This is a genomic window from Thalassococcus sp. BH17M4-6, from assembly GCF_049323015.1.
GTDB lineage: Bacteria > Pseudomonadota > Alphaproteobacteria > Rhodobacterales > Rhodobacteraceae > Puniceibacterium.
Window position 1 is genome coordinate 47,846 of the sequence record NZ_JBMPGU010000011.1, and the last position, 17,897, is coordinate 65,742.

General features: G+C 65.8%; 16 protein-coding genes. 8 read left to right on the top strand and 8 right to left on the bottom strand.

All coding sequences use genetic code 11. The features are described from left to right. Positions 1-180 precede the first annotated feature (180 nt). The gene (locus ACOXXX_RS15560) at positions 181-756 is read right to left on the bottom strand and encodes a TlpA family protein disulfide reductase (RefSeq protein WP_422827525.1); all 576 of its coding nucleotides are present in this window, start codon (positions 754-756) and stop codon (positions 181-183) included. Between the two features lie 24 nt (positions 757-780). Between ACOXXX_RS15560 and argH the strand changes: the two genes are divergently transcribed. The 5 genes from argH to ACOXXX_RS15585 all read left to right on the top strand — a co-directional run bounded on the left by argH (position 781) and on the right by ACOXXX_RS15585 (position 6,684). Further along, on the top strand, positions 781-2,172 hold the full coding sequence (argH, locus tag ACOXXX_RS15565) for an argininosuccinate lyase (RefSeq protein WP_422827526.1): 1,392 nt from the start codon (positions 781-783) through the stop codon (positions 2,170-2,172). After that, positions 2,169-2,339 (top strand): hypothetical protein, encoded by a 171-nt coding sequence (locus tag ACOXXX_RS15570; RefSeq protein ID WP_422827527.1) that lies wholly within the window; start codon positions 2,169-2,171, stop codon positions 2,337-2,339. Before argH ends, ACOXXX_RS15570 begins: the two co-directional genes overlap by 4 nt. Before the next feature lie 5 nt (positions 2,340-2,344). After that, positions 2,345-2,656 (top strand): DUF2834 domain-containing protein, encoded by a 312-nt coding sequence (locus tag ACOXXX_RS15575; RefSeq protein ID WP_422827528.1) that lies wholly within the window; start codon positions 2,345-2,347, stop codon positions 2,654-2,656. An 86-nt stretch (positions 2,657-2,742) separates the two neighbouring features. Then, positions 2,743-4,008, top strand: a complete 1,266-nt coding sequence (lysA, locus tag ACOXXX_RS15580; protein ID WP_422827529.1) for a diaminopimelate decarboxylase — start codon at positions 2,743-2,745, stop codon at positions 4,006-4,008. A 36-nt stretch (positions 4,009-4,044) separates the two neighbouring features. Then, complete coding sequence (locus ACOXXX_RS15585) at positions 4,045-6,684, top strand: TIGR02302 family protein (protein ID WP_422827530.1); 2,640 nt, start codon at positions 4,045-4,047, stop codon at positions 6,682-6,684. A 31-nt stretch (positions 6,685-6,715) separates the two neighbouring features. Here ACOXXX_RS15585 and arfB read toward each other — a convergent pair whose 3' ends face one another. The 6 genes from arfB to ACOXXX_RS15615 form a co-directional block, all read right to left on the bottom strand. Next, entirely contained in the window at positions 6,716-7,135 is a 420-nt protein-coding gene (gene arfB, locus ACOXXX_RS15590; RefSeq protein WP_422827531.1) for an alternative ribosome rescue aminoacyl-tRNA hydrolase ArfB, read from the bottom strand. Between the two features lie 252 nt (positions 7,136-7,387). Further along, a complete protein-coding gene (locus ACOXXX_RS15595; RefSeq protein WP_422827532.1) occupies positions 7,388-8,029 on the bottom strand; it encodes a queuosine precursor transporter in 642 nt (213 codons plus the stop codon). 93 nt (positions 8,030-8,122) lie between these two features. Then, positions 8,123-9,013: an esterase-like activity of phytase family protein gene (locus tag ACOXXX_RS15600; protein ID WP_422827533.1), complete on the bottom strand. Its 891-nt coding sequence runs from the start codon at positions 9,011-9,013 to the stop codon at positions 8,123-8,125. Then, positions 8,986-9,927, bottom strand: coding sequence for a penicillin-insensitive murein endopeptidase (gene mepA, locus ACOXXX_RS15605; RefSeq protein WP_422827534.1), 942 nt, complete (start codon positions 9,925-9,927; stop codon positions 8,986-8,988). The genes ACOXXX_RS15600 and mepA overlap by 28 nt, the downstream gene beginning before the upstream one ends. Then, positions 9,924-11,261, bottom strand: coding sequence for an MFS transporter (locus ACOXXX_RS15610; RefSeq protein ID WP_422827535.1), 1,338 nt, complete (start codon positions 11,259-11,261; stop codon positions 9,924-9,926). The genes mepA and ACOXXX_RS15610 overlap by 4 nt, the downstream gene beginning before the upstream one ends. Before the next feature lie 75 nt (positions 11,262-11,336). After that, positions 11,337-11,873: an acyl-CoA thioesterase gene (locus ACOXXX_RS15615; protein ID WP_422827536.1), complete on the bottom strand. Its 537-nt coding sequence runs from the start codon at positions 11,871-11,873 to the stop codon at positions 11,337-11,339. Positions 11,874-12,005: 132 nt separating this feature from the next. On the opposite strand from ACOXXX_RS15615, the gene ACOXXX_RS15620 reads away from it, so the two are divergent. The 3 genes from ACOXXX_RS15620 (at position 12,006) to yaaA (ending at position 15,347) form a co-directional block, all read left to right on the top strand. Then, the gene (locus ACOXXX_RS15620) at positions 12,006-12,299 is read left to right on the top strand and encodes a YggT family protein (RefSeq protein ID WP_422827537.1); all 294 of its coding nucleotides are present in this window, start codon (positions 12,006-12,008) and stop codon (positions 12,297-12,299) included. A gap of 127 nt (positions 12,300-12,426) precedes the next feature. Beyond that, a complete protein-coding gene (recQ, locus tag ACOXXX_RS15625; protein ID WP_422827538.1) occupies positions 12,427-14,478 on the top strand; it encodes a DNA helicase RecQ in 2,052 nt (683 codons plus the stop codon). A gap of 95 nt (positions 14,479-14,573) precedes the next feature. Further along, positions 14,574-15,347, top strand: coding sequence for a peroxide stress protein YaaA (gene yaaA, locus ACOXXX_RS15630; protein WP_422827539.1), 774 nt, complete (start codon positions 14,574-14,576; stop codon positions 15,345-15,347). 9 nt (positions 15,348-15,356) lie between these two features. Here the strand turns inward: yaaA and ACOXXX_RS15635 are convergent, their stop codons facing one another. Next, the gene (locus ACOXXX_RS15635) at positions 15,357-17,879 is read right to left on the bottom strand and encodes a response regulator (protein WP_422827540.1); all 2,523 of its coding nucleotides are present in this window, start codon (positions 17,877-17,879) and stop codon (positions 15,357-15,359) included. Between the last annotated feature and the right edge of the window lie 18 nt (positions 17,880-17,897).

The following is a 17,897-nucleotide window of genomic DNA, read 5'->3' on the forward strand; positions in this document are numbered from 1 at the left end:
AAGCTGCGCCCTCCTCGCTTGACGGTCGTGCCGATCCGGGGATCGGCAGACGATGGCCGCGGGATCATCTATAGGTAAACCGGAACCATCAAGCAACACCCTTGGGTTGTATTGATGGTCGCCGCGACAGGACAAGGGAAAGGCCTCGGCACCGCCGGGCGGCCTTCCGCCTGAAAAATCTCAGCTCCCGGAGATCAGCGCCGACAGCACCGCCTTGGCGCTGTCCGACGCCCAGTCCGCATCGCCGCGCAGGCGGGCGATTTCCTGCCCCTCGGGGTTCAGGATCACCGTGATCGGCAGGCCCAGCACCGCCATCTCGCGCGCAAGCTCCGATTTCGGATCACGGTGCAGCGGCAGGTTGTCGATGCTGATCTCGGGGCGGTCGGGATCGGGTTGTTCAAAAAAGGCCTTCATGCCGGCCGGCGAATTGCGGCCCGTCGCGATGGTCACGACCTCGAAATTGTCGCCGCCCAGCTCTGACTGAAGATCGGACAACATCGGCATTTCCTTGCGGCAGGGCGCGCACCAGGTCGCCCAGAAATTCACCAGCACCCATTTTCCCTGATATTGCGACAGGTTCAGCGGGGCGCCGTCAAAGCTTTGGAAATCGGCGGTGCCTGCGGGCTTTGCCTCGGCAAATACCAGCTTTTTCATGTCGCCGTCGCGCGCGGCCTCGGCGGCGCTGACATCGGCAAGCGCCGGGTTTGCAAGGCAGGCAAGGCCGGTATAGACGAGCGCGAGAAGACTGGGTTTCATTTTGCCTCCGAAGGGCCGATCAAGATGTCTGACACAACCTCGAACCAGATGTGGGGCGGCCGCTTTGCCGCTGGACCGGATGCGATCATGGAGGCGATCAACGCCTCGATCGGGTTCGATCAGCGGTTGGCGGCGCAGGATATCGCCGGGTCAAGGGCCCATGCCGCGATGCTGGGCGCCACGGGCATCCTGGAGGCTAGCGACGTGGAGGCCATTCGGAAAGGGCTGCTCACCGTTTTGTCAGAGATCGAAAGCGGTGAGTTCGGGTTTTCGGCGGCGCTGGAGGACATCCACATGAATGTGGAGGCGCGGCTGAAAGAGCTGATCGGCGCGCCTGCCGGACGGCTGCACACCGGCCGGTCGCGCAACGACCAGGTGGCCACCGATTTCCGCCTGTGGGTGCGCGATCAGCTCGACGCCGCCGAAGCTGGCCTCCTCGCGCTCTTGCACGCGCTCCTCGGACAGGCCGAGGTCGGCGCGGATTGGGTGATGCCGGGTTTCACCCATCTGCAGACCGCACAGCCGGTCACTTGGGGCCATCACATGCTGGCGTACGTCGAAATGTTCGCCCGCGACCTGTCGCGCGTCCGCGACGCGCGTGCCCGTATGAACGAATGCCCGCTGGGGGCGGCGGCGCTGGCCGGCACGTCCTTTCCCATCGACCGGGACATGACGGCGCAGGCGCTGGGATTCGACCGGCCCATGGCCAATTCGCTTGACGCCGTGAGCGACCGCGATTTCGCGCTGGAATTCCTGAGCGTCTCCAGCATTTGCGCCATGCATCTGAGCCGCTTTGCCGAAGAGCTGGTGATCTGGTCGTCGGCGCAGTTCCGCTTTGTCACCCTGTCCGACCGGTTCAGCACCGGGTCGAGCATCATGCCGCAGAAGAAGAACCCCGACGCGGCCGAGCTGATCCGGGCCAAAGTCGGGCGCATCTTCGGGGCCAACGTGGCGCTGATGATGGTGATGAAGGGCCTGCCGCTGGCCTATTCCAAGGACATGCAGGAGGACAAGGAACAGGTCTTTGACGCCGCCGACAACCTGATGCTGGCGCTGGCCGCGATGGAGGGCATGGTGCGCGACATGTCCGCCAACCGCGACCAGCTCGAGGCCGCGGCGGCCAGCGGATTTTCCACCGCCACCGATCTTGCCGATTGGCTTGTCCGCGTTCTCGACCTACCTTTCCGAGAGGCGCATCATGTCACCGGTGCGCTGGTGGCGCTGGCCGAGGGCAAGGGCTGCGACCTGCCGGACCTGAGCCTGGCCGACATGCAGTCGGTCCACGCCGAGATCACCGATGCGGTGTTCGACGTGCTGGGGGTGCAGAATTCGGTGGCCAGCCGCCTGAGCTATGGCGGCACCGCGCCGCAACGGGTGCGTGAACAGGTCGCGCGCTGGAAGGAGATTTTGGGATGAGAATTCTTCTCGTACTGTCGACCCTCGCGCTGGCCGCCTGCGGCGCCGATGGCGAACCTGTCACGCCGAAGGCCCGGGCCGATGTCACGCTCAGCAGCAGCGGCGTGCATCTGGGCGGCGGCCTGTCGGTGCGTCAGGGGCCTGTCACCTTCGGCGTCGGGTTCTAGGCCCCGTGCTGCGCTATCTTTGGCTGGCCCTGGCGATTTGGGGCGCGATCCATCCGATGTACTGGTTCGTGACCTATCTTTCGGCCAACGGCTGGAGCTTCGGCGCGCTGATCGACGCCTGGTATGTCAATGCCTCGACCACCGGGCTGGTCTGGGATCTGACCATCGCCGCGATCACCCTGACCATCTGGATCGTGGCCGAGGTGGCAGTGCGGCGGAACTGGTCGGCGCTGATCGCCATTCCGGCGATCTATTGCATCGGGGTCAGCTGCGGCCTGCCGCTCTACCTGTACCTGCGGTCGCGGCCCATCGCCTAGACCTGCCCACCGCAAGAGTGACGCTTACATCTGGTTCCTGCCCCGGGTCTGCGCTATGCGGGCGGCGCAGAACCAAAGAGGGTGGCATGGATCATTTCCTGTATCGCAACGGCGCGCTTCATGCCGAGGACGTCCCGGTGGCCGAGATTGCCGCCGCTGTTGGCACGCCTTTCTACGTCTATTCCACCGCCACGCTGACCCGGCATTTCCAGCTCTTCGACGAAGCGCTCGACGGAATGGACCATCTGGTCTGCTACGCGATGAAGGCCGCCAGCAATCAGGCGATCCTGCGCACGCTGGCCGATCTGGGCGCCGGGATGGACGTAGTGTCGGGCGGCGAATACGCGCGCGCGCGGGCCGCGGGTGTTCCGGGCGACCGGATCGTGTTTTCTGGCGTCGGCAAGACGCGGGCGGAAATCATACAGGCGCTGGAAGGCGGCATTCGCCAGTTCAACGTCGAGAGCGAACCGGAAATGGCGGTGCTGTCCGAGGTCGCGCATGGTTTGGGCAAGGTCGCGCCGATCACCATCCGGGTCAATCCGGACGTGGATGCGCGCACCCACGCCAAGATCTCGACCGGGAAATCCGAGAACAAATTCGGCATCCCGATCTCGCAAGCGCGCCGGGTCTATGCCGACGCGGCGGCGCTTCCGGGGATCAAGGTCATCGGCATAGACGTGCATATCGGCAGCCAGCTGACCGAGCTTGAGCCGTTCGAGATGGCGTTCCGCAAAGTCGCCGAGCTGACCCAGACGCTGCGCACCGACGGGCACGAAATCACGCGGCTGGACCTGGGCGGCGGCCTTGGCATTCCCTACGCCCGGTCCAACGAGGCACCGCCGCTGCCCGCCGATTTCGGCGCGCTGATCAAGCGCACGGTGGGGCATCTGGGCTGCGAGATCGAGATCGAGCCGGGTCGGCTCATTGCCGGGAACGCGGGGCTGCTGGTCAGCTCGGTCATCTATGTCAAACAGGGCGAGGACCGGCAGTTCCTGATCCTCGACGGCGCGATGAACGATCTGATCCGCCCCGCGATGTACGACGCCTGGCACGACATCGTCGCCGTCGAAGAGCCCGAGCCGGGGCACGAACAGGTGGCCTATGACATCGTCGGGCCGGTCTGCGAATCCGGCGATACCTTCGCCAAGGGGCGGATGATGCCCAAATTGCAGGCAGGGGCGCTGGTCGCCTTCCGGTCGGCAGGGGCATATGGTGCCGTGATGTCGTCCGAGTACAACACCCGGCCCCTCGTGCCCGAAGTTCTGGTGAAAGATGATCACTTTGCGGTCATTCGTCCCCGCCCGACCTTTGACGAAATCATTTCACGCGATACCATCCCTGAATGGTTGTAGGGCATCCTTCCTGCGACTGATCAGCAGGAGAGCCGCATGGCGTCCGACCCGACACTGCCGCAGGACATCCAGACAACGCTGCGCTGGCCGCTGCGCCTGACCCGCTGGGGCATGCTGGCGGAACGGATCGTGCGCTGTTTCTGGCCGCTCTGGTCGGTGCTTTTCCTGGCGCTGGCCGCGCTGATGCTGGGGCTGCAAGACATGGTCCGGGTCGAGGTCGTGTGGGCCGCCGCCGCCGTGGTCGCGCTTGGGGCGCTCGCGGCGCTTGTCTGGGGCGTCCGACGGTTCCGCCTGCCCAGCCGCGAAGGTGCGCTGGCCCGGCTGGACGAAACCATGCGCGGGCGGCCCATTCAGACCAGCCTCGACACCCAGGCGATCGGCGGCGACGATGCCGCGTCGCACGCCGTCTGGCAGGCGCACCAGGCGCGGATGCGCGCCCGGCTGGCCGAGGCGCGCGCGGTCGAGCCTGACCTGCGCGTCGCGCGCAACGATCCCTTCGCCCTGCGTTACGTGGCGCTGACGGCGCTCTGTGTCGCGGTGCTTTTCGGATCGGTCCTGCGGGTCCAGTCCGTCACCGGCATGGGCCCGGGCAACACAGGCCTTGCCACCGGACCGACGTGGGAAGGCTGGATGGAACCGCCCGCCTATACCCGCCTGCCGTCGATCTACCTCAATGACATCACCGACGCGTCCCTCACAGTGCCCGAAGGGGCGCGGATCACCCTGCGACTGTATGGCGAGGTCGGCGCGCTGACCGTCAGCGAAACCGTTTCGGGCAATCCCCTGCCCGACGCGGGCAGCGACGCCGCTGCCGCCACCGCGCAGGAATTCGACGTCACGCAGTCGGGCCGCATCGCCATCGAAGGTGACGGCGGCCGCGCCTGGGACATCGCCATGGCTTCGGACGCGGCCCCCACGGTGTTCCGCGACGGCGATTTCGAGGTGACGTATGATGGCGAGGCGACATTGCCCTTCGCCGCGCAGGACGATTACGCCGTGACCGAAGGCAGCGCGCGCATCACCCTGGCTCTGGATGAGGTCGACCGACGCTATGGCCTGAGCGCCGAGCCCGAGGAACGCGCCGCGATCGAGGTGCCGCTGCCCATGCCCATTTCGGGTGACCGGGCAGATTTCACGGAATCTATGATCGACAACTTTTCCGAACACCCCTGGGCCAACCTGCCGGTGACAATCACCTTGCAGGTCCGCGACGCCGCCGATCAGGAAGGCAGCTCCCAGCCCGAGGTGCTGACCCTGCCGGGGCGGCGCTTTTTCGACCCCATGGCGGCAGCGGTGATCGAACAGCGTCAGGCGCTGCTCTGGAACCGCGACAATGCCCGCAACATCGGGCAAATCCTGCGCGCCGTCGCCAACAGACCCGACGACGTCTTTCGCTCTGCCGTGCATTACCTGCGCCTGCGCACGATCCTGCGGCGGATGGAAAGCTTTGCCAGCTACGGCAACGGCATGACCGATGACCAGCAGATGGAGCTGGCAGAGGCGATGTGGGATTTCGCGCTGCTGCTTGAGGAAGGCAACCTCGAGGATGCGCTGAAACGCCTGCAGCGCGCACAGGACCGCCTGTCCGAGGCGATGAAAAACGGTGCATCCGACGAGGAAATCGCCGAGCTGATGCAGGAACTGCGCGAGGCCACCGACGATTACATGCGCCAGTTGGCCCAGCAGGCACAGCGTGACGCGGAACAGAACCCCGATTCCGAGATGTCGCAGAACCAGCAGGGCATGCAGATGAGCCAGAACGATCTGCAGCGCATGATGGACCGCATTCAGGAACTGATGGAACAGGGCCGCATGGCCGAGGCGCAAGAGGCTTTGGAGCAGCTGCGCGAAATGATGGAGAACATGCAGGTCACCCAGGGCCAGGGACAGGGGCAGCAATCGCCGGGCCAGCAGGCGATGGACGATCTCGCCGAAACCTTGCGCGAACAGCAGGGTCTGTCCGATCAGGCCTTCCGCGACCTGCAGGAACAGTTCAACCCCGGTCAGCAGGACGGCCAGCAAGGGCAACAGGGTCAGCAAGGCCAGCAAGGCCAACAGCAAGGTCAGGGCCAGCAGGGTCAGCGCGACGGCCAAGGCGAGCAAGGCCAGCAGCCGGGCCAAGGCGGCCAGCAGGGCGGCCAAGGCCAGCAGCAGGGTCAGGGACAGGGGCAACCGTCGCTCGAGGACAGCCTTGCCGACCGGCAGCAGGCGCTGCGCAACGAATTGGGCCGCCAGCGCGGCAACCTGCCGGGAGCGGGCACCGAGGAAGGCGACGCCGCGCGCGAGGCGCTCGGCCGCGCCGAGGGCGCGATGGAAGGCGCGGAAGAGGCGTTGCGCAACAACGATCTGGCCGAGGCCATCGACCGCCAGTCCGAAGCGATGGAAGCGCTGCGCGAAGGCATGCGCAATCTGGGCGAGGCGATGGCGCAGCAGCAGGGCGAAAACCAGGGGCAGCAGGGCATGGCCGAAGGCTCCGAACCCGGCCAGCAGCGCGACCCGCTGGGCCGCAATATCGGGTCGAACGGTCAGATCGGATCGGACGAGAACATCCTGCAGGGCGAAGACGTCTACCGCCGCGCGCGCGAACTGCTGGACGAAATTCGCCGCCGGTCCGGCGACGGGGACCGCCCGACCGAAGAGCTGGAATACCTCGAAAGGTTGCTTGAGCGGTTCTGAGGCACCGTCCGGCCCGGCCGGGCCACAGGCGTCAGTCCGGATCGACCTTGCCGCGCAGGGCCTTGACCTCGCCCCGGACCTTTTTGGCCTTCAAGCGCCGTTTCTTCGACCCCAGTGTGGGCCGCGTCGGCACCCGGCGCTTGGGGCGTTCCAGCGCCTGGCGGATCAGCTCTGCCAGTCGGTCGCGGGCGATGTCGCGGTTGCGGGCCTGGCTGCGGGTTTCGTCCACCTGCAGGACCAGCGCGCCTTCCTTGGTCCAGCGCCGCCCGGCCAGCTTGCGCAGGCGGGTCTTGACCGGGGGCGGCAGGTTCGGCGACCGCTCCGCCTCGAACCGCAGTTCCACCGCGCTCGACACCTTGTTGACGTTCTGCCCGCCCGGCCCCGAAGAGCGGATGAACTGTTCGGTCAGTTCCCAGTCTTCGATGGCAATCTTGTCGTTGATCCGCAGCATGCGCTTTCATCCGTTCAAAAAGGGCCGCCCGATACCGGACGGCCCTTCGAGAATTCAGGAGGTGGGGCCGGTTAGGCGCTCACCAATTCGGGGGTCGCGTGACCCGCGGGGCTGCCCTAGGGCGCAATCCTCCGAACTGTTCCGACACCTCTCTCCAATGTTTCTCTCGACACTGGATCACCTCCTTTCAGTTTTGTTGAACTCACCTGAAGGGTGGCACGAGATGCTTGAATCGCAAAACGTTTTTTCCCCTCAGGCCAAAGTTTTTTGCGCCACTGCCCAGGAAACGATCAGCCGGAACGGGATCAGCGCCAGCAGCGCCAGCGCCAGCTTCACGCCCCAGTCGGCCACCGCCAGCGACACCCAGAGCGGCACCACCGGCCCCGCGCCCAGAAGCGGCAGCATCTCGCCCGCCCAGGCAACGTCGTTGCCGGGCTCAAGAAAGCTCAGCGCGCCCGAGAACGCGATGGTGAAGAACAGCGCGGTGTCGACCGAACTGCCCACGAGGGTCGAGGCCAGCGGCGCCCGCCACCAGCGGCCCTGCCGCAGCCGGTCAAAGATCGCCACGTCGAGCATCTGCGCCGTCAGGAAGGCGATCCCGGAGCCGAGGGCAACACGCAAGGTGACCGCCGGATAGGTATAGCCGTCGCCTTGCAGCATGATCTGCGTGCCGATGAGCGAACAGAGGATACCGACGACAAAGCCCGCAAAAACCACGCGGCGCGCGGCGGCAGCCCCGTAAATGCGGTTCATCACATCGGTGACCAGAAAGGCCAGCGGATAGGTAAAGGCGCCCCAGGTCAGCCAGTTGCCGAACAGGAACTGCACGAGGATGTTCGAGGCCAGCACGATGGCGGCCATGGCAAGAATGCCGGGAAGGTGGTGACGTGTCATGGTATATGGCCCGTTTTTGCAAGGTTGCGGGGACTTGGCCCCCGACCATTCGGGGACGCGGGGCGCATACCTGCCCGGCCCGCCCGGCGCAAGTCATTCCGTGACGCTGTATTCCACAATCTCGGTCTGTTGGAGCGGGTTGAAGTTGTCGTCGGCGATCATCGTCAGGCAGATATGCCCGCGGTCATCGCGCCAGACCGATAACCCTTCGAGGTTTCCGTGACGCCCCAGCGGCGTTTCCAGCAGCGTCACCTCGCGGTCCAGCGTCGTGGCGCTCAGGTTGAAGCGGCGTACACGGGTGCGAAAGCCCAGCCCGCCAAAGCTGCGCTCCAGCAGGTAGAACCGGCCATCGGGGCCGATATCGGCCCCCACCGGCAAAAACCCGCCCCGGCGCGGCACCTCGAAGGGCTGGTCCCAGCCGGATTGCCGATACCGCCAGACCGGAAACGCGCGGGTCAGCGCACCAGAGCGCTCGGGAAGGGTATAAAGCCAGCCTCGCGCGTCGATGGCCAGCGCCTCGAGCCCGGAATTGGATTGCAGATCGGCAAAGCCGTCGGCGTGGGGCAGCCGGGCGGCCACGTCGGGGCGGTCGTAGCGCCAGATGCGGTGACGGCCCTCGAAACTCACGTAGATGCGCCCGTCGTCCCGCAGCGCCAGACCTTCGGCATCCGCGGCAGGTCCCTGGACGGGACGGCCTTTGGGGTCGCGCAGCGGTCTCAGGCCGGAATGCTCAAGGCCGGTGATCCGGCCACCCGACCGGACGATCCGGCCCCGGACGATCAGCCCGCGGTCACTGATGGCAACAAAGCGCTGGCCGTCATCCGACAGCTCCAGCCCCGACAGCCCGCCAAGGCGCGGATCCACGGAAGATACCAACGCGCTGCTTTGCAGGCGGGCGATGTCAGCTGTGGCGGGCGCGGCGGCCAGAACCGCCAGACCCAGGGCCAGCGCCGCGCCTACTGCGCGGCCAGAACGTCGGCGCATTGACGCGGCAGATCGGCCAGGGTGATCGCGCGCTTTTTCCGCGGCGGCGGCGCATTGGGATCGCGTGGCTTCGGCGGCGGCGGGTTCAGAATGTTGTTCACCCAGGCCTGCGCATCGGCGCAGCCGTCACCCGGCGGCGGCGGGGCCTGGTCGATACAGCCGCTGGCCCCGCGCGGGCAGGCCAGGCGGACGTGGAAATGATAGTGATGCCCGTACCAGGGCCGGATCTTGCGCAGCCACGACCGGTCGCCGGTCGCATCCTTGCACATCTGCACCTTGGCGCCCGGAAAGACAAAGATGCGCGCGGTGCGCGGGTCCGACGCCGCGGCCTTGAGGATTTCGTGATGTTGCCGGGTCCAGTTGTCGTTGGTGTAGGCGCCATTGGCCCGCCGCAGAGAGATAGAGGAAATCTCTTCGCGCTGCTGGCGGCTCAGCGTCAGGTTCTTGGCTGGGAGCATCCAGATATCGGCATCCAGCCCGATCTGATGGCTGGCATGCCCCGACAGCATCGGCCCGCCGCGCGGCTGGCTGAGGTCGCCGACGTAAAGCCCGTTCCAACCGGGCTGCTGCGCCGCCTTGCGCGAAAGGTCCTGCACGAAGTTGACGGTCGCGGGATGCGCCCAGTTGCGGTTGCGCGAGAGGCGCATCGCCTGCCAGGTCGGCCCGGTTTCGGGCAGTTCCGCCCCCCCGGCCATGCAGCCCTTGGCATAGCTGCCAAAGGGCGCCGGAGATTGTTTGGAACCGGTGTTCTTGTAGCCGAAAAGCTGTTTCGCCTCTTTCGACGACAGCACGCCGGCGCTGTCGCCGACGGTGGGCAGCGGCGCTGTGCTGCCTTTCTTGGGGGCGGGCGCGTCGGACCCACCGCAGGCCGTGAGCGCCAGAACAAGCGCGGTCAGGATCAGGGGACGTTTCATGCTGCTCGATCTCCGTCGGGTTTCACCCAGACTAGCAGAAACAACCCGATCACGAAAAGCCCGATGAGGGGCGCCACGCCGATTTGTTGTGACCCGCTGGCCCACGTGGTGACGCCAATCAGCATCGGCGCGAGGAAAGACGTCGCCTTGCCCGCCAGCGCATAAAGACCGAAGGCCTCGGTCATGCGGTCGGGGTTGGCCTGGCGGACCATCATCGTGCGGCTGGCCGATTGCAGCGCGCCGCCCGCTGCGCCGATGATCGCACCGAAGATGTAAAAAGCGATGTCGGGCGCCGCGGATCCTTCGGCCACCGCAACCCCGAAGACCGACATCGGGCTAACCAGGACAATGCCCACCGCCACCGCGGTCAGCATCAGGATGCAGAAGGTGATCACCGGCTTGGGGCCAAAGCGGCTGTCTGCCTGTCCGCCGATCGCGGCAAAGATCGCGCCGGTGATGATCGCCACGATGCCGAAGACGCCGACATCGACCACACTCCAACCCAGCACCCCGGCGGCATAGATGCCGCCAAAGGCATACATGCCGTTCAGCGCGTCGCGGTAGAACATCGAACTGGCCAGATAGGCGAAAAGCGACGGGCTTTTCGGCAGCTTGCTCAGCGTCTGGCGCAGGTCGGCCATCGCCTTCTTCAGCGCGCCCTTCGGGGCCCTGACCGGCCTCGGGTCGCGCACCCACAGAAAGAACGGCACCATGAAGACGGCGTACCAGAGCGCCGTCAGCGGCCCGACAAAGCGGGTGCCTTCCAACTGCGCCGGATCAAGGCCGAAGAGCGGCGGAATGCCGATCAGCGTGCGCCCGGTCTCTCCGCTTTCGGCAAAGGCCAGAAGCATGATCACCAACGTTATCAGCCCACCCAGATAGCCGAAGGCCCAGCCGTTGCCCGAGAGTTTGCCGATCTGGTCACGCGGGCCCAGGTCGGGCAGCATGGCGTTGGTAAAGATGGTCGCAAACTCCATCCCGATCAGGCCAAGCGCAAAGAAGAACAGCGTGCGGTAAAGATCGAAATCCGTGGGCTGGGCGAACCAGAGCATGGCAGAGCCGATCACGTAAAGCGCCGAAAACCCCCAGATCCAGCGCAGGCGATTGCCGCCGGTATCCGCCAGCGCGCCCAGGATCGGCGCGAGGATTGCGATGATCACACCCGCCGCCCCGATGCCAAGCCCCCAGGCGGTCTGCGCCGCCGTGCCGTCACCCAGCACCCGCGTGACGTAAGGGCCGAAGATGAAGGTCAGAAGCAGCGTGTTGTAGGGCTGACTGGCCCAGTCGAAAAAGAACCAGCCCCAGATACGCTTGCGCGGTGAAGGTTGTGCCATGTCGCCCCCTGTTTGGGGCGATAAGACCCCGCGCATCGCCTGCGCGCAAGGGCCAGATACCGGTCGGGCGCCCGGTTAGTCCTGCATCGGCGGCCAGGGGCGCTGATCCTCGGCGGCGATCCATGTGGCCACCCAGTCCGGCATGTCGGGGCTGACAGCGTCGAAGCCCAGCGCCTTCATCACCCGGTCGGTGCCGACGATGCCGTTCTGGTCGGTCACCGCAGTGCGGAACACCGCATGCGACGAACACGCGCCGTCACGCTTCCACATGCTTTGTTCGATATAGACGAACCGCGAATCCCAGCACAGCAGCCGCGACCGCATGGTGATCCGGTCCATCCCGCGCACCCGGCGGCGGTAGCGGATCACCGCCCCCGCCACGGTCAGACCCCATTTTTCGGTCTTGAGCGTCCTGATCAGTCCGGCCCGGCCCGCCAGCGGAATGCGCCCCAGATCATAAAGCGTCAGCGTCCGCCCGTTGTTGAGCTCGTTCCACATATCCAGGTCCCAGGGCCAGCAGATATGCGTCGACACATGCTCATCCGACAGGCCCAGCGGCGCAGCATTGCGCGACAGCAGCATTTCCTTGAAGAGACGCAGAAAGGGATACATGGCACCGGCTCCTTTTTGGCCCGCTGTCCGGCAAAGCGGTCCCCTGCGTCAACCCCGACCTCGCGGCACTCTTGCCCTTCGGTCGGCCTGTGCTTAGGTCTGTGGCTGTTCAACGACGTAGAGGCCCGCGCGATGCAATCCCTGTTCCAGATACTGATGCTGCTGCTTGACGTGGTGTGGTTCTTCATCATCGCGCATGTGATCATGTCGTGGCTGATCAATTTCCAGGTGCTCAACCTGCGCCAGCCGCTGGTCGCGCAGATCTGGGACGGGCTGAACCGGCTGCTGGAGCCGATTTATTCGCGCATCCGCCAGTTCCTGCCCAACATGGGCGGCATCGACCTTGCCCCTCTGGTCGCGCTGATCGCCGTCTACGCGCTGCGCATCGTGCTGGCCAACAATGCGGGCTTTTTCTACAGCTACTGATCTTTGGGGCCGCGCGAGGCTAGGCCTATTTGACGCGATCCCGCGTGGTCTCTGCTCTTGTTTACCCAATCTTAGTATGAGACTGTCGGGATAAGAGCAGATATAGACAAAACCGACAGGTTGCCCCATGCCCCGCGATCCAGCGAGCGCCGACGCGCTGTTGCGCGACGTCTTCGGATTCGATGCCTTCCGCCCCGGTCAGGGCGAGATTGTCGATGCGGTCGCCGACGGGCAAAACGTGCTCGCGATCATGCCCACGGGCGGCGGCAAATCCCTGTGTTTTCAACTGCCCGCGCTTCTGCGCCCAGGCGTGACGGTTGTCATCTCTCCGCTTATCGCGCTGATGCGCGACCAGGTGCGCGGCCTGCGCGAGGCGGGCGTGGCCGCCGGCGCGCTGACCTCGGGCAATACCGAGGATGAAACCAACGCTGTCTGGGACCAGCTGCATGACGGCACGCTGAAGCTGCTTTACCTCGCTCCGGAACGGCTCGCCTCGGGCGGGACGCAGCGGATGCTGTCGCAGGCAGGTGTCAGCCTTATCGCGGTGGACGAGGCGCATTGCGTCAGCCAGTGGGGCCATGATTTCCGCCCCGATTACCTGCGCATCGGCGAATTGCGCCGCGCGCTGGATGTGCCGCTGGCGGCCTTTACCGCCACTGCCGACGCCGAAACCCAGCAGGAAATCGTCACGCGGCTGTTCGAAGGCCAGCCGCCGCAAACCTTTCTGCGCGGGTTCGACCGACCCAACATTCATCTCGCCTTTGCCGCCAAGAACAATCCGCGCAGCCAGATCCTGAACTTTGCCGCCGCGCGCAAAGGCCAGTCGGGCATCGTCTACTGCGGCACCCGAGCCAAGACCGAAACCCTGGCCCGCGCCCTGGCCGAGGCCGGACATCCCGCCTGCGCCTATCACGGCGGGATGGAGGCCGACGCCCGCCGCCATGTCGAAGAACGGTTCGCCACCGAGGACGGGCTGATTGTCGTGGCCACGGTCGCCTTTGGCATGGGCGTCGACAAGCCCGACATCCGCTGGGTCGCGCATGCCGACCTGCCAAAGAGCATCGAAAGCTATTATCAGGAAATCGGCCGCGCGGGCCGCGACGGCGCGCCTGCCGAAACGCTCACGCTCTACGGGCCCGACGATATCCGCCTGCGCCGGTCCCAGATCGACGAGGGGCTGGCCCCTGCCGACCGGCAGGCCGCCGATCACGGACGGCTGAACGCGCTTTTGGGGTTGGCAGAGGCGCTGGGATGCCGCCGCCAGCAGCTTCTTGGCTATTTCGGTGAAACCCACGAGCCTTGCGGCAATTGCGATCTGTGCGACACCCCGCCCCAGACCTTTGACGGAACATTGGCGGTGCGCAAGGCGCTTTCCGCCGCCCTGCGGACGGGCGAAAGCTTTGGGGCCGGGCACCTCATCGACATTCTGACGGGCACCGCCACTGACAAAGTGAAGGCCCGCAATCACGACGCGCTGCCGACCTTTGCCGTGGGCAAGGATCTTACGCGCCATGAATGGCAGGCGGTGTTCCGGCAAATGATGGGCCGCGACCTGATGCGCCCCGATGCCACCCGCCACGGCGCGCTGGTGATGACCGAAGCCGCAAGGCCGCTGTTGCGCGGCGAGGACAGCATCACCCTGCGCCGCGACACGATGAAGGCGGCAGAGCGCAGGCCCGCCGTCAAGATGATGGTCAGCGAAGAGGACGCGCCGCTTCTTTCGGCGCTCAAGGCCAAGCGCCGCGCTCTGGCCGAGGCAGCGCGGGTTCCGGCCTACGTGATCTTTCCCGACCGGACGCTGATCGAAATGACCGAAGCGCGCCCCGCCACGCTGGACGACATGGCGCGGATCAACGGCGTTGGCGCCAAAAAGCTGGAACGATACGGCGCGGAATTCCTGTCCGTGCTGACCGGCGCGGCGGAAGAGATGCACCCGACCCGCCGCCGCTTTGCGGGAAAGCCGGGCGGCGCCGTCTATGACCGGCTGATGCAGGCCCAGGCCGAGCTTTGCCGGGGCGAGGATGGCACGGAAAAACCGCTCAGCTGCCCCGCGTCGCTGCTGGCGCGTATCGTCGAACGCCGTCCCGACAGCGCCGACCGGCTGGCCCAGTTGCTGGATGACCGTCGCATGGACCGGTTCGGGGCCGCCTTTCTCGAGGTGCTGCAATCCGAAGTCTGACACCGATGCGGCGGGATGCAGAAATTCTGCAAAATCGGTTCCACCCGCGGCCGCATCGCCCTACATCCCGCCCATGTGACTGACGGAGCTTTGACATGCTTGTGGTGATCTCTCCGGCCAAGCGGCTGGACTGGAGCGAACGGGACCTGCCCGCGACCGACCCGGCCTACCAGGCCGACGCGGTGCGGCTGGCCAAAACCGCGCGCAATCTGACGCTGGGCGGGCTGAAGGATCTGATGGGGCTGTCGGACGATCTGGCCCGGCTCAACCGCGACCGGTTCAAGGCCTTTGCCGAGGCGCCAGAGGCCGAGGCCACCCGCCCCGCCGCGCTGGCCTTTGCGGGCGACACCTACATGGGGCTCGAGGCCGCGACCCTCGATGCCGATGAAATGGACTGGGCGCAGGATCATCTGCGCATCCTGTCGGGGCTTTACGGTCTGCTGCGGCCCCGCGATGCGATCCAGCCCTACCGGCTGGAAATGGGGTCGCGGCTCAAGACCCGCCGCGGTGCCACGCTGTACGATTACTGGCGCGACCAGTTGGCAAAGGACCTCAATGCACAGGCCGAGGCGCTGCAAACAGATGTTCTGGTGAACTGCGCCAGCCAGGAATACTTCGGCGCGGTGCCGGAAAAGGCGCTGAAACTGCGGGTGATCACGCCGCAATTCCTTGAGAACAAGGATGGCAAACCCAAGATCGTGAGCTTTTTTGCCAAGCGCGCGCGGGGCGCAATGGCGCGCTACATCGTGCAGCACCGGCTGACCGACCCGGACGATCTGCGCGGGTTCGACAGCGGCGGCTATGCCTATGACGCAGAGCTGAGCACCGAGGACAAACCCGCATTCGTGCGGCCTTACGATCAGGGCTGACCCGACCGGTCACGCGCTCGCCGCGACCGCCGTTTCCTGCGCGGGCCGGTGTTTTTCCACCATGGCGAGAAGGTCCGCCTTGCGCAGCGGCTTGGTCAGGTAATCGTCCAGCCCGGCGGCGATGATCCCGTCGCGATCCCCGGACATGGCATGCGCGGTCACGGCGATGATCGGCACGCGCGGGCCGTCGCCCTCGATCGCGCGGATCTTGCGCGTCGCCTCGTGGCCGTCCATGCCGGGCATCGAGATGTCCATGAAGATCATGTCGGGCCGCGCCTCCTGGTACGCGGCGACCGCCTCGAACCCGTCCCCGGCCAGCCGCAGGTTCAGATCAAGACCGGCGACCATCTTGCGAAAGACCAGCTGGTTGGTGCGGTTGTCCTCGGCCAGAAGGATGTGCAGCGGCGCTGATCGGTCGGGACCGGGCTCGCCCGAGGGGATATCGGACACGGGTGGTTTGGCCAGCGCCTCGATCGCGGCAAAAAGGCTGCGGCGCGGCACGGGTTTTTGCAGGATCGCCTGCACCGTGGCGCGGTCGACCTTGTCTGTCAGCGCCCCGGGCCGCCCGCCAAGCAGCAGGATCGGAAGGCCGTGGCCCAGGCGGCGGATCTGACGCGCCAGCGCGATCCCGTCGCCATCGGGCAGGTCCTGTTCGGTGATCAACAGGTCAGGCGGCTGGGCCATCTGGTCCAGCGCCTCTGCCATGGTCTGGCACTGGGCGACCTCGAACCCCAGCAGGGTCAGATGTCGGGACAGGATGCCACGGCTCGCCCCGAGGTCGTCCACCACAAGGGCGCGGCTCATGCCGTCGGGCAAGCTCAGGTCAGGTGGCACCTCGTTCGGTGCGCCGTCGACCGGCAGATCGACGCGGAAGCCGAAGCACGATCCTTCGCCCACCTGCGAATCGGCCCAGAGCTCACCACCCATCAGATCGATCAGCCTGCGCGTGATCGACAGGCCCAGGCCGGTGCCTTCGAATTGGCGGTTGCGTTCATCCTCGACCTGGTTGAACTCACCAAACACGTGGTCGATCTTGTCCGGGGCGATGCCGATGCCGGTATCCTCGACCGTGAGGTGCAGCGCGATCACCCCATCGTCCTTGGGGTGGCCGGTCACCCGCAGCAGGACGTGGCCGGTGTTGGTGAACTTCACCGCGTTGCCCATGAGGTTGGTGATCGCCTGGCGCAGCCGCCCCCGGTCACCGACGAATCGCGCGGGCAGGAAGATGTCGTAATCCACCAGCAGGGCGATGTCCTTGTCGCGCGCGGTCGGCTGCAGCAGCATCACAATCTCGTGCACCGTGGTTTCCAGATCGAACGGTTCGGGATGCAGGACCAGCTTTTCCGCTTCGATCTTGGAATAGTCGAGCACGTCGTTGATGATGACCAGCAACGCCTCGCCGGAGTTGCGGATGGTCTCTACATAAAGCCGTTGTTCCTCGCTCAGCTCCGCCTCGAGCAGCAGGTCGGCCATGCCGACGACACCGTTCATCGGGGTGCGAATCTCATGGCTCATGTTGGCGAGAAAGGCGGATTTCGCGCGGTTCGCCGATTCGGCCCGGCGGCTGGCGGTTTCCAGGTCGCGCTGGGTTTCCTTCATCGCCGAGATATCCATGCGGATGCCCACGCGCCCGCCGTCCGACGTCGCCTTTTCGAACACCCGTACCCAGCGGCCATCGGCCAGGCGCTGTTCCAGTTCGACCTGCGGACGGCGGTGATGTTCCAGCCGCTCTTCCAGCCACGCCTCCTCGCGGCCCTGCGCATCCAGGTACTGGCCGTTCTTCAACCCGTGTCGCAGGATATCCTCGAAGCTTGCGCCGGGCACGATCGCGTCGCTGCTTTTCGGGTAAAGCGCGCGGTACGGCGCGTTGCACATCAAAAGCCGGTCGTCGGCATCGTAAAGCACGAAACCGTCGGGCATTTCCTGCACCGCCGACCACATCCGCATCAGCTCTGTCATATCGACAGCCAGGGTCACGATGCCGCCATCGGGAGTGCGCCGGTCCTGGATCTTGACGAACTGCCCGGTCCACAGGCGGATGGTTTCAGGCGGGATGACCGGCTCGTCCCAGCGCGCCAGCATCCGCGCGCGCCAGGCCGCACCGGGTTCACCGCGCAGATCGACGATCCCCTCTTCGACCATCATGTCGATCACATGGGCATAGCTGGCGCCTGGGCATATGGTGTCGAGTCCCTCGAAAATCGCCAGATACGACGGGTTGGCCAGTTCCATCAGCCCGTCGGAGTTGAACATGGCAAAGCCGTCGCGAATGGTCTCGAGCGCCTTCCAGAGCTGGCTTTCCACCACCTCGATCTTTTGATGCGCCACGCCCAGTTCGGTCTTCACCCGCTGGTTTTCGGTGCGCACGGTCGCGACCTCGGCCCGGGTTTCGTCGATCTCGTGGCTCAGTTTGCGGGCATGGTGGCCCAGCTTGCGGTTGGCATTGAAAAGCTCCGCCTGCTTGAGCTCCAACAACCGTTCCGCAGCCAGCCGCGCCCGCCGCTCTTCCGCAAGTTTCTGGGCGATGCTCATGCCGCTCTCCCGTGTCGT

What these genes read in the sequence shown, in the direction of transcription:
- ACOXXX_RS15560 (WP_422827525.1), bottom strand. Translation starts at nt 756, where the DNA reads ATGAAACCCAGTCTTCTCGCGCTCGTCTATACCGGCCTTGCCTGCCTT.
- argH (WP_422827526.1), top strand. Translation starts at nt 781, where the DNA reads ATGTCTGACACAACCTCGAACCAGATGTGGGGCGGCCGCTTTGCCGCT.
- ACOXXX_RS15570 (WP_422827527.1), top strand. Translation starts at nt 2,169, where the DNA reads ATGAGAATTCTTCTCGTACTGTCGACCCTCGCGCTGGCCGCCTGCGGC.
- lysA (WP_422827529.1), top strand. Translation starts at nt 2,743, where the DNA reads ATGGATCATTTCCTGTATCGCAACGGCGCGCTTCATGCCGAGGACGTC.
- ACOXXX_RS15585 (WP_422827530.1), top strand. Translation starts at nt 4,045, where the DNA reads ATGGCGTCCGACCCGACACTGCCGCAGGACATCCAGACAACGCTGCGC.
- arfB (WP_422827531.1), bottom strand. Translation starts at nt 7,135, where the DNA reads ATGCTGCGGATCAACGACAAGATTGCCATCGAAGACTGGGAACTGACC.
- ACOXXX_RS15595 (WP_422827532.1), bottom strand. Translation starts at nt 8,029, where the DNA reads ATGACACGTCACCACCTTCCCGGCATTCTTGCCATGGCCGCCATCGTG.
- ACOXXX_RS15600 (WP_422827533.1), bottom strand. Translation starts at nt 9,013, where the DNA reads ATGCGCCGACGTTCTGGCCGCGCAGTAGGCGCGGCGCTGGCCCTGGGT.
- mepA (WP_422827534.1), bottom strand. Translation starts at nt 9,927, where the DNA reads ATGAAACGTCCCCTGATCCTGACCGCGCTTGTTCTGGCGCTCACGGCC.
- ACOXXX_RS15610 (WP_422827535.1), bottom strand. Translation starts at nt 11,261, where the DNA reads ATGGCACAACCTTCACCGCGCAAGCGTATCTGGGGCTGGTTCTTTTTC.
- ACOXXX_RS15615 (WP_422827536.1), bottom strand. Translation starts at nt 11,873, where the DNA reads ATGTATCCCTTTCTGCGTCTCTTCAAGGAAATGCTGCTGTCGCGCAAT.
- ACOXXX_RS15620 (WP_422827537.1), top strand. Translation starts at nt 12,006, where the DNA reads ATGCAATCCCTGTTCCAGATACTGATGCTGCTGCTTGACGTGGTGTGG.
- recQ (WP_422827538.1), top strand. Translation starts at nt 12,427, where the DNA reads ATGCCCCGCGATCCAGCGAGCGCCGACGCGCTGTTGCGCGACGTCTTC.
- yaaA (WP_422827539.1), top strand. Translation starts at nt 14,574, where the DNA reads ATGCTTGTGGTGATCTCTCCGGCCAAGCGGCTGGACTGGAGCGAACGG.
- ACOXXX_RS15635 (WP_422827540.1), bottom strand. Translation starts at nt 17,879, where the DNA reads ATGAGCATCGCCCAGAAACTTGCGGAAGAGCGGCGGGCGCGGCTGGCT.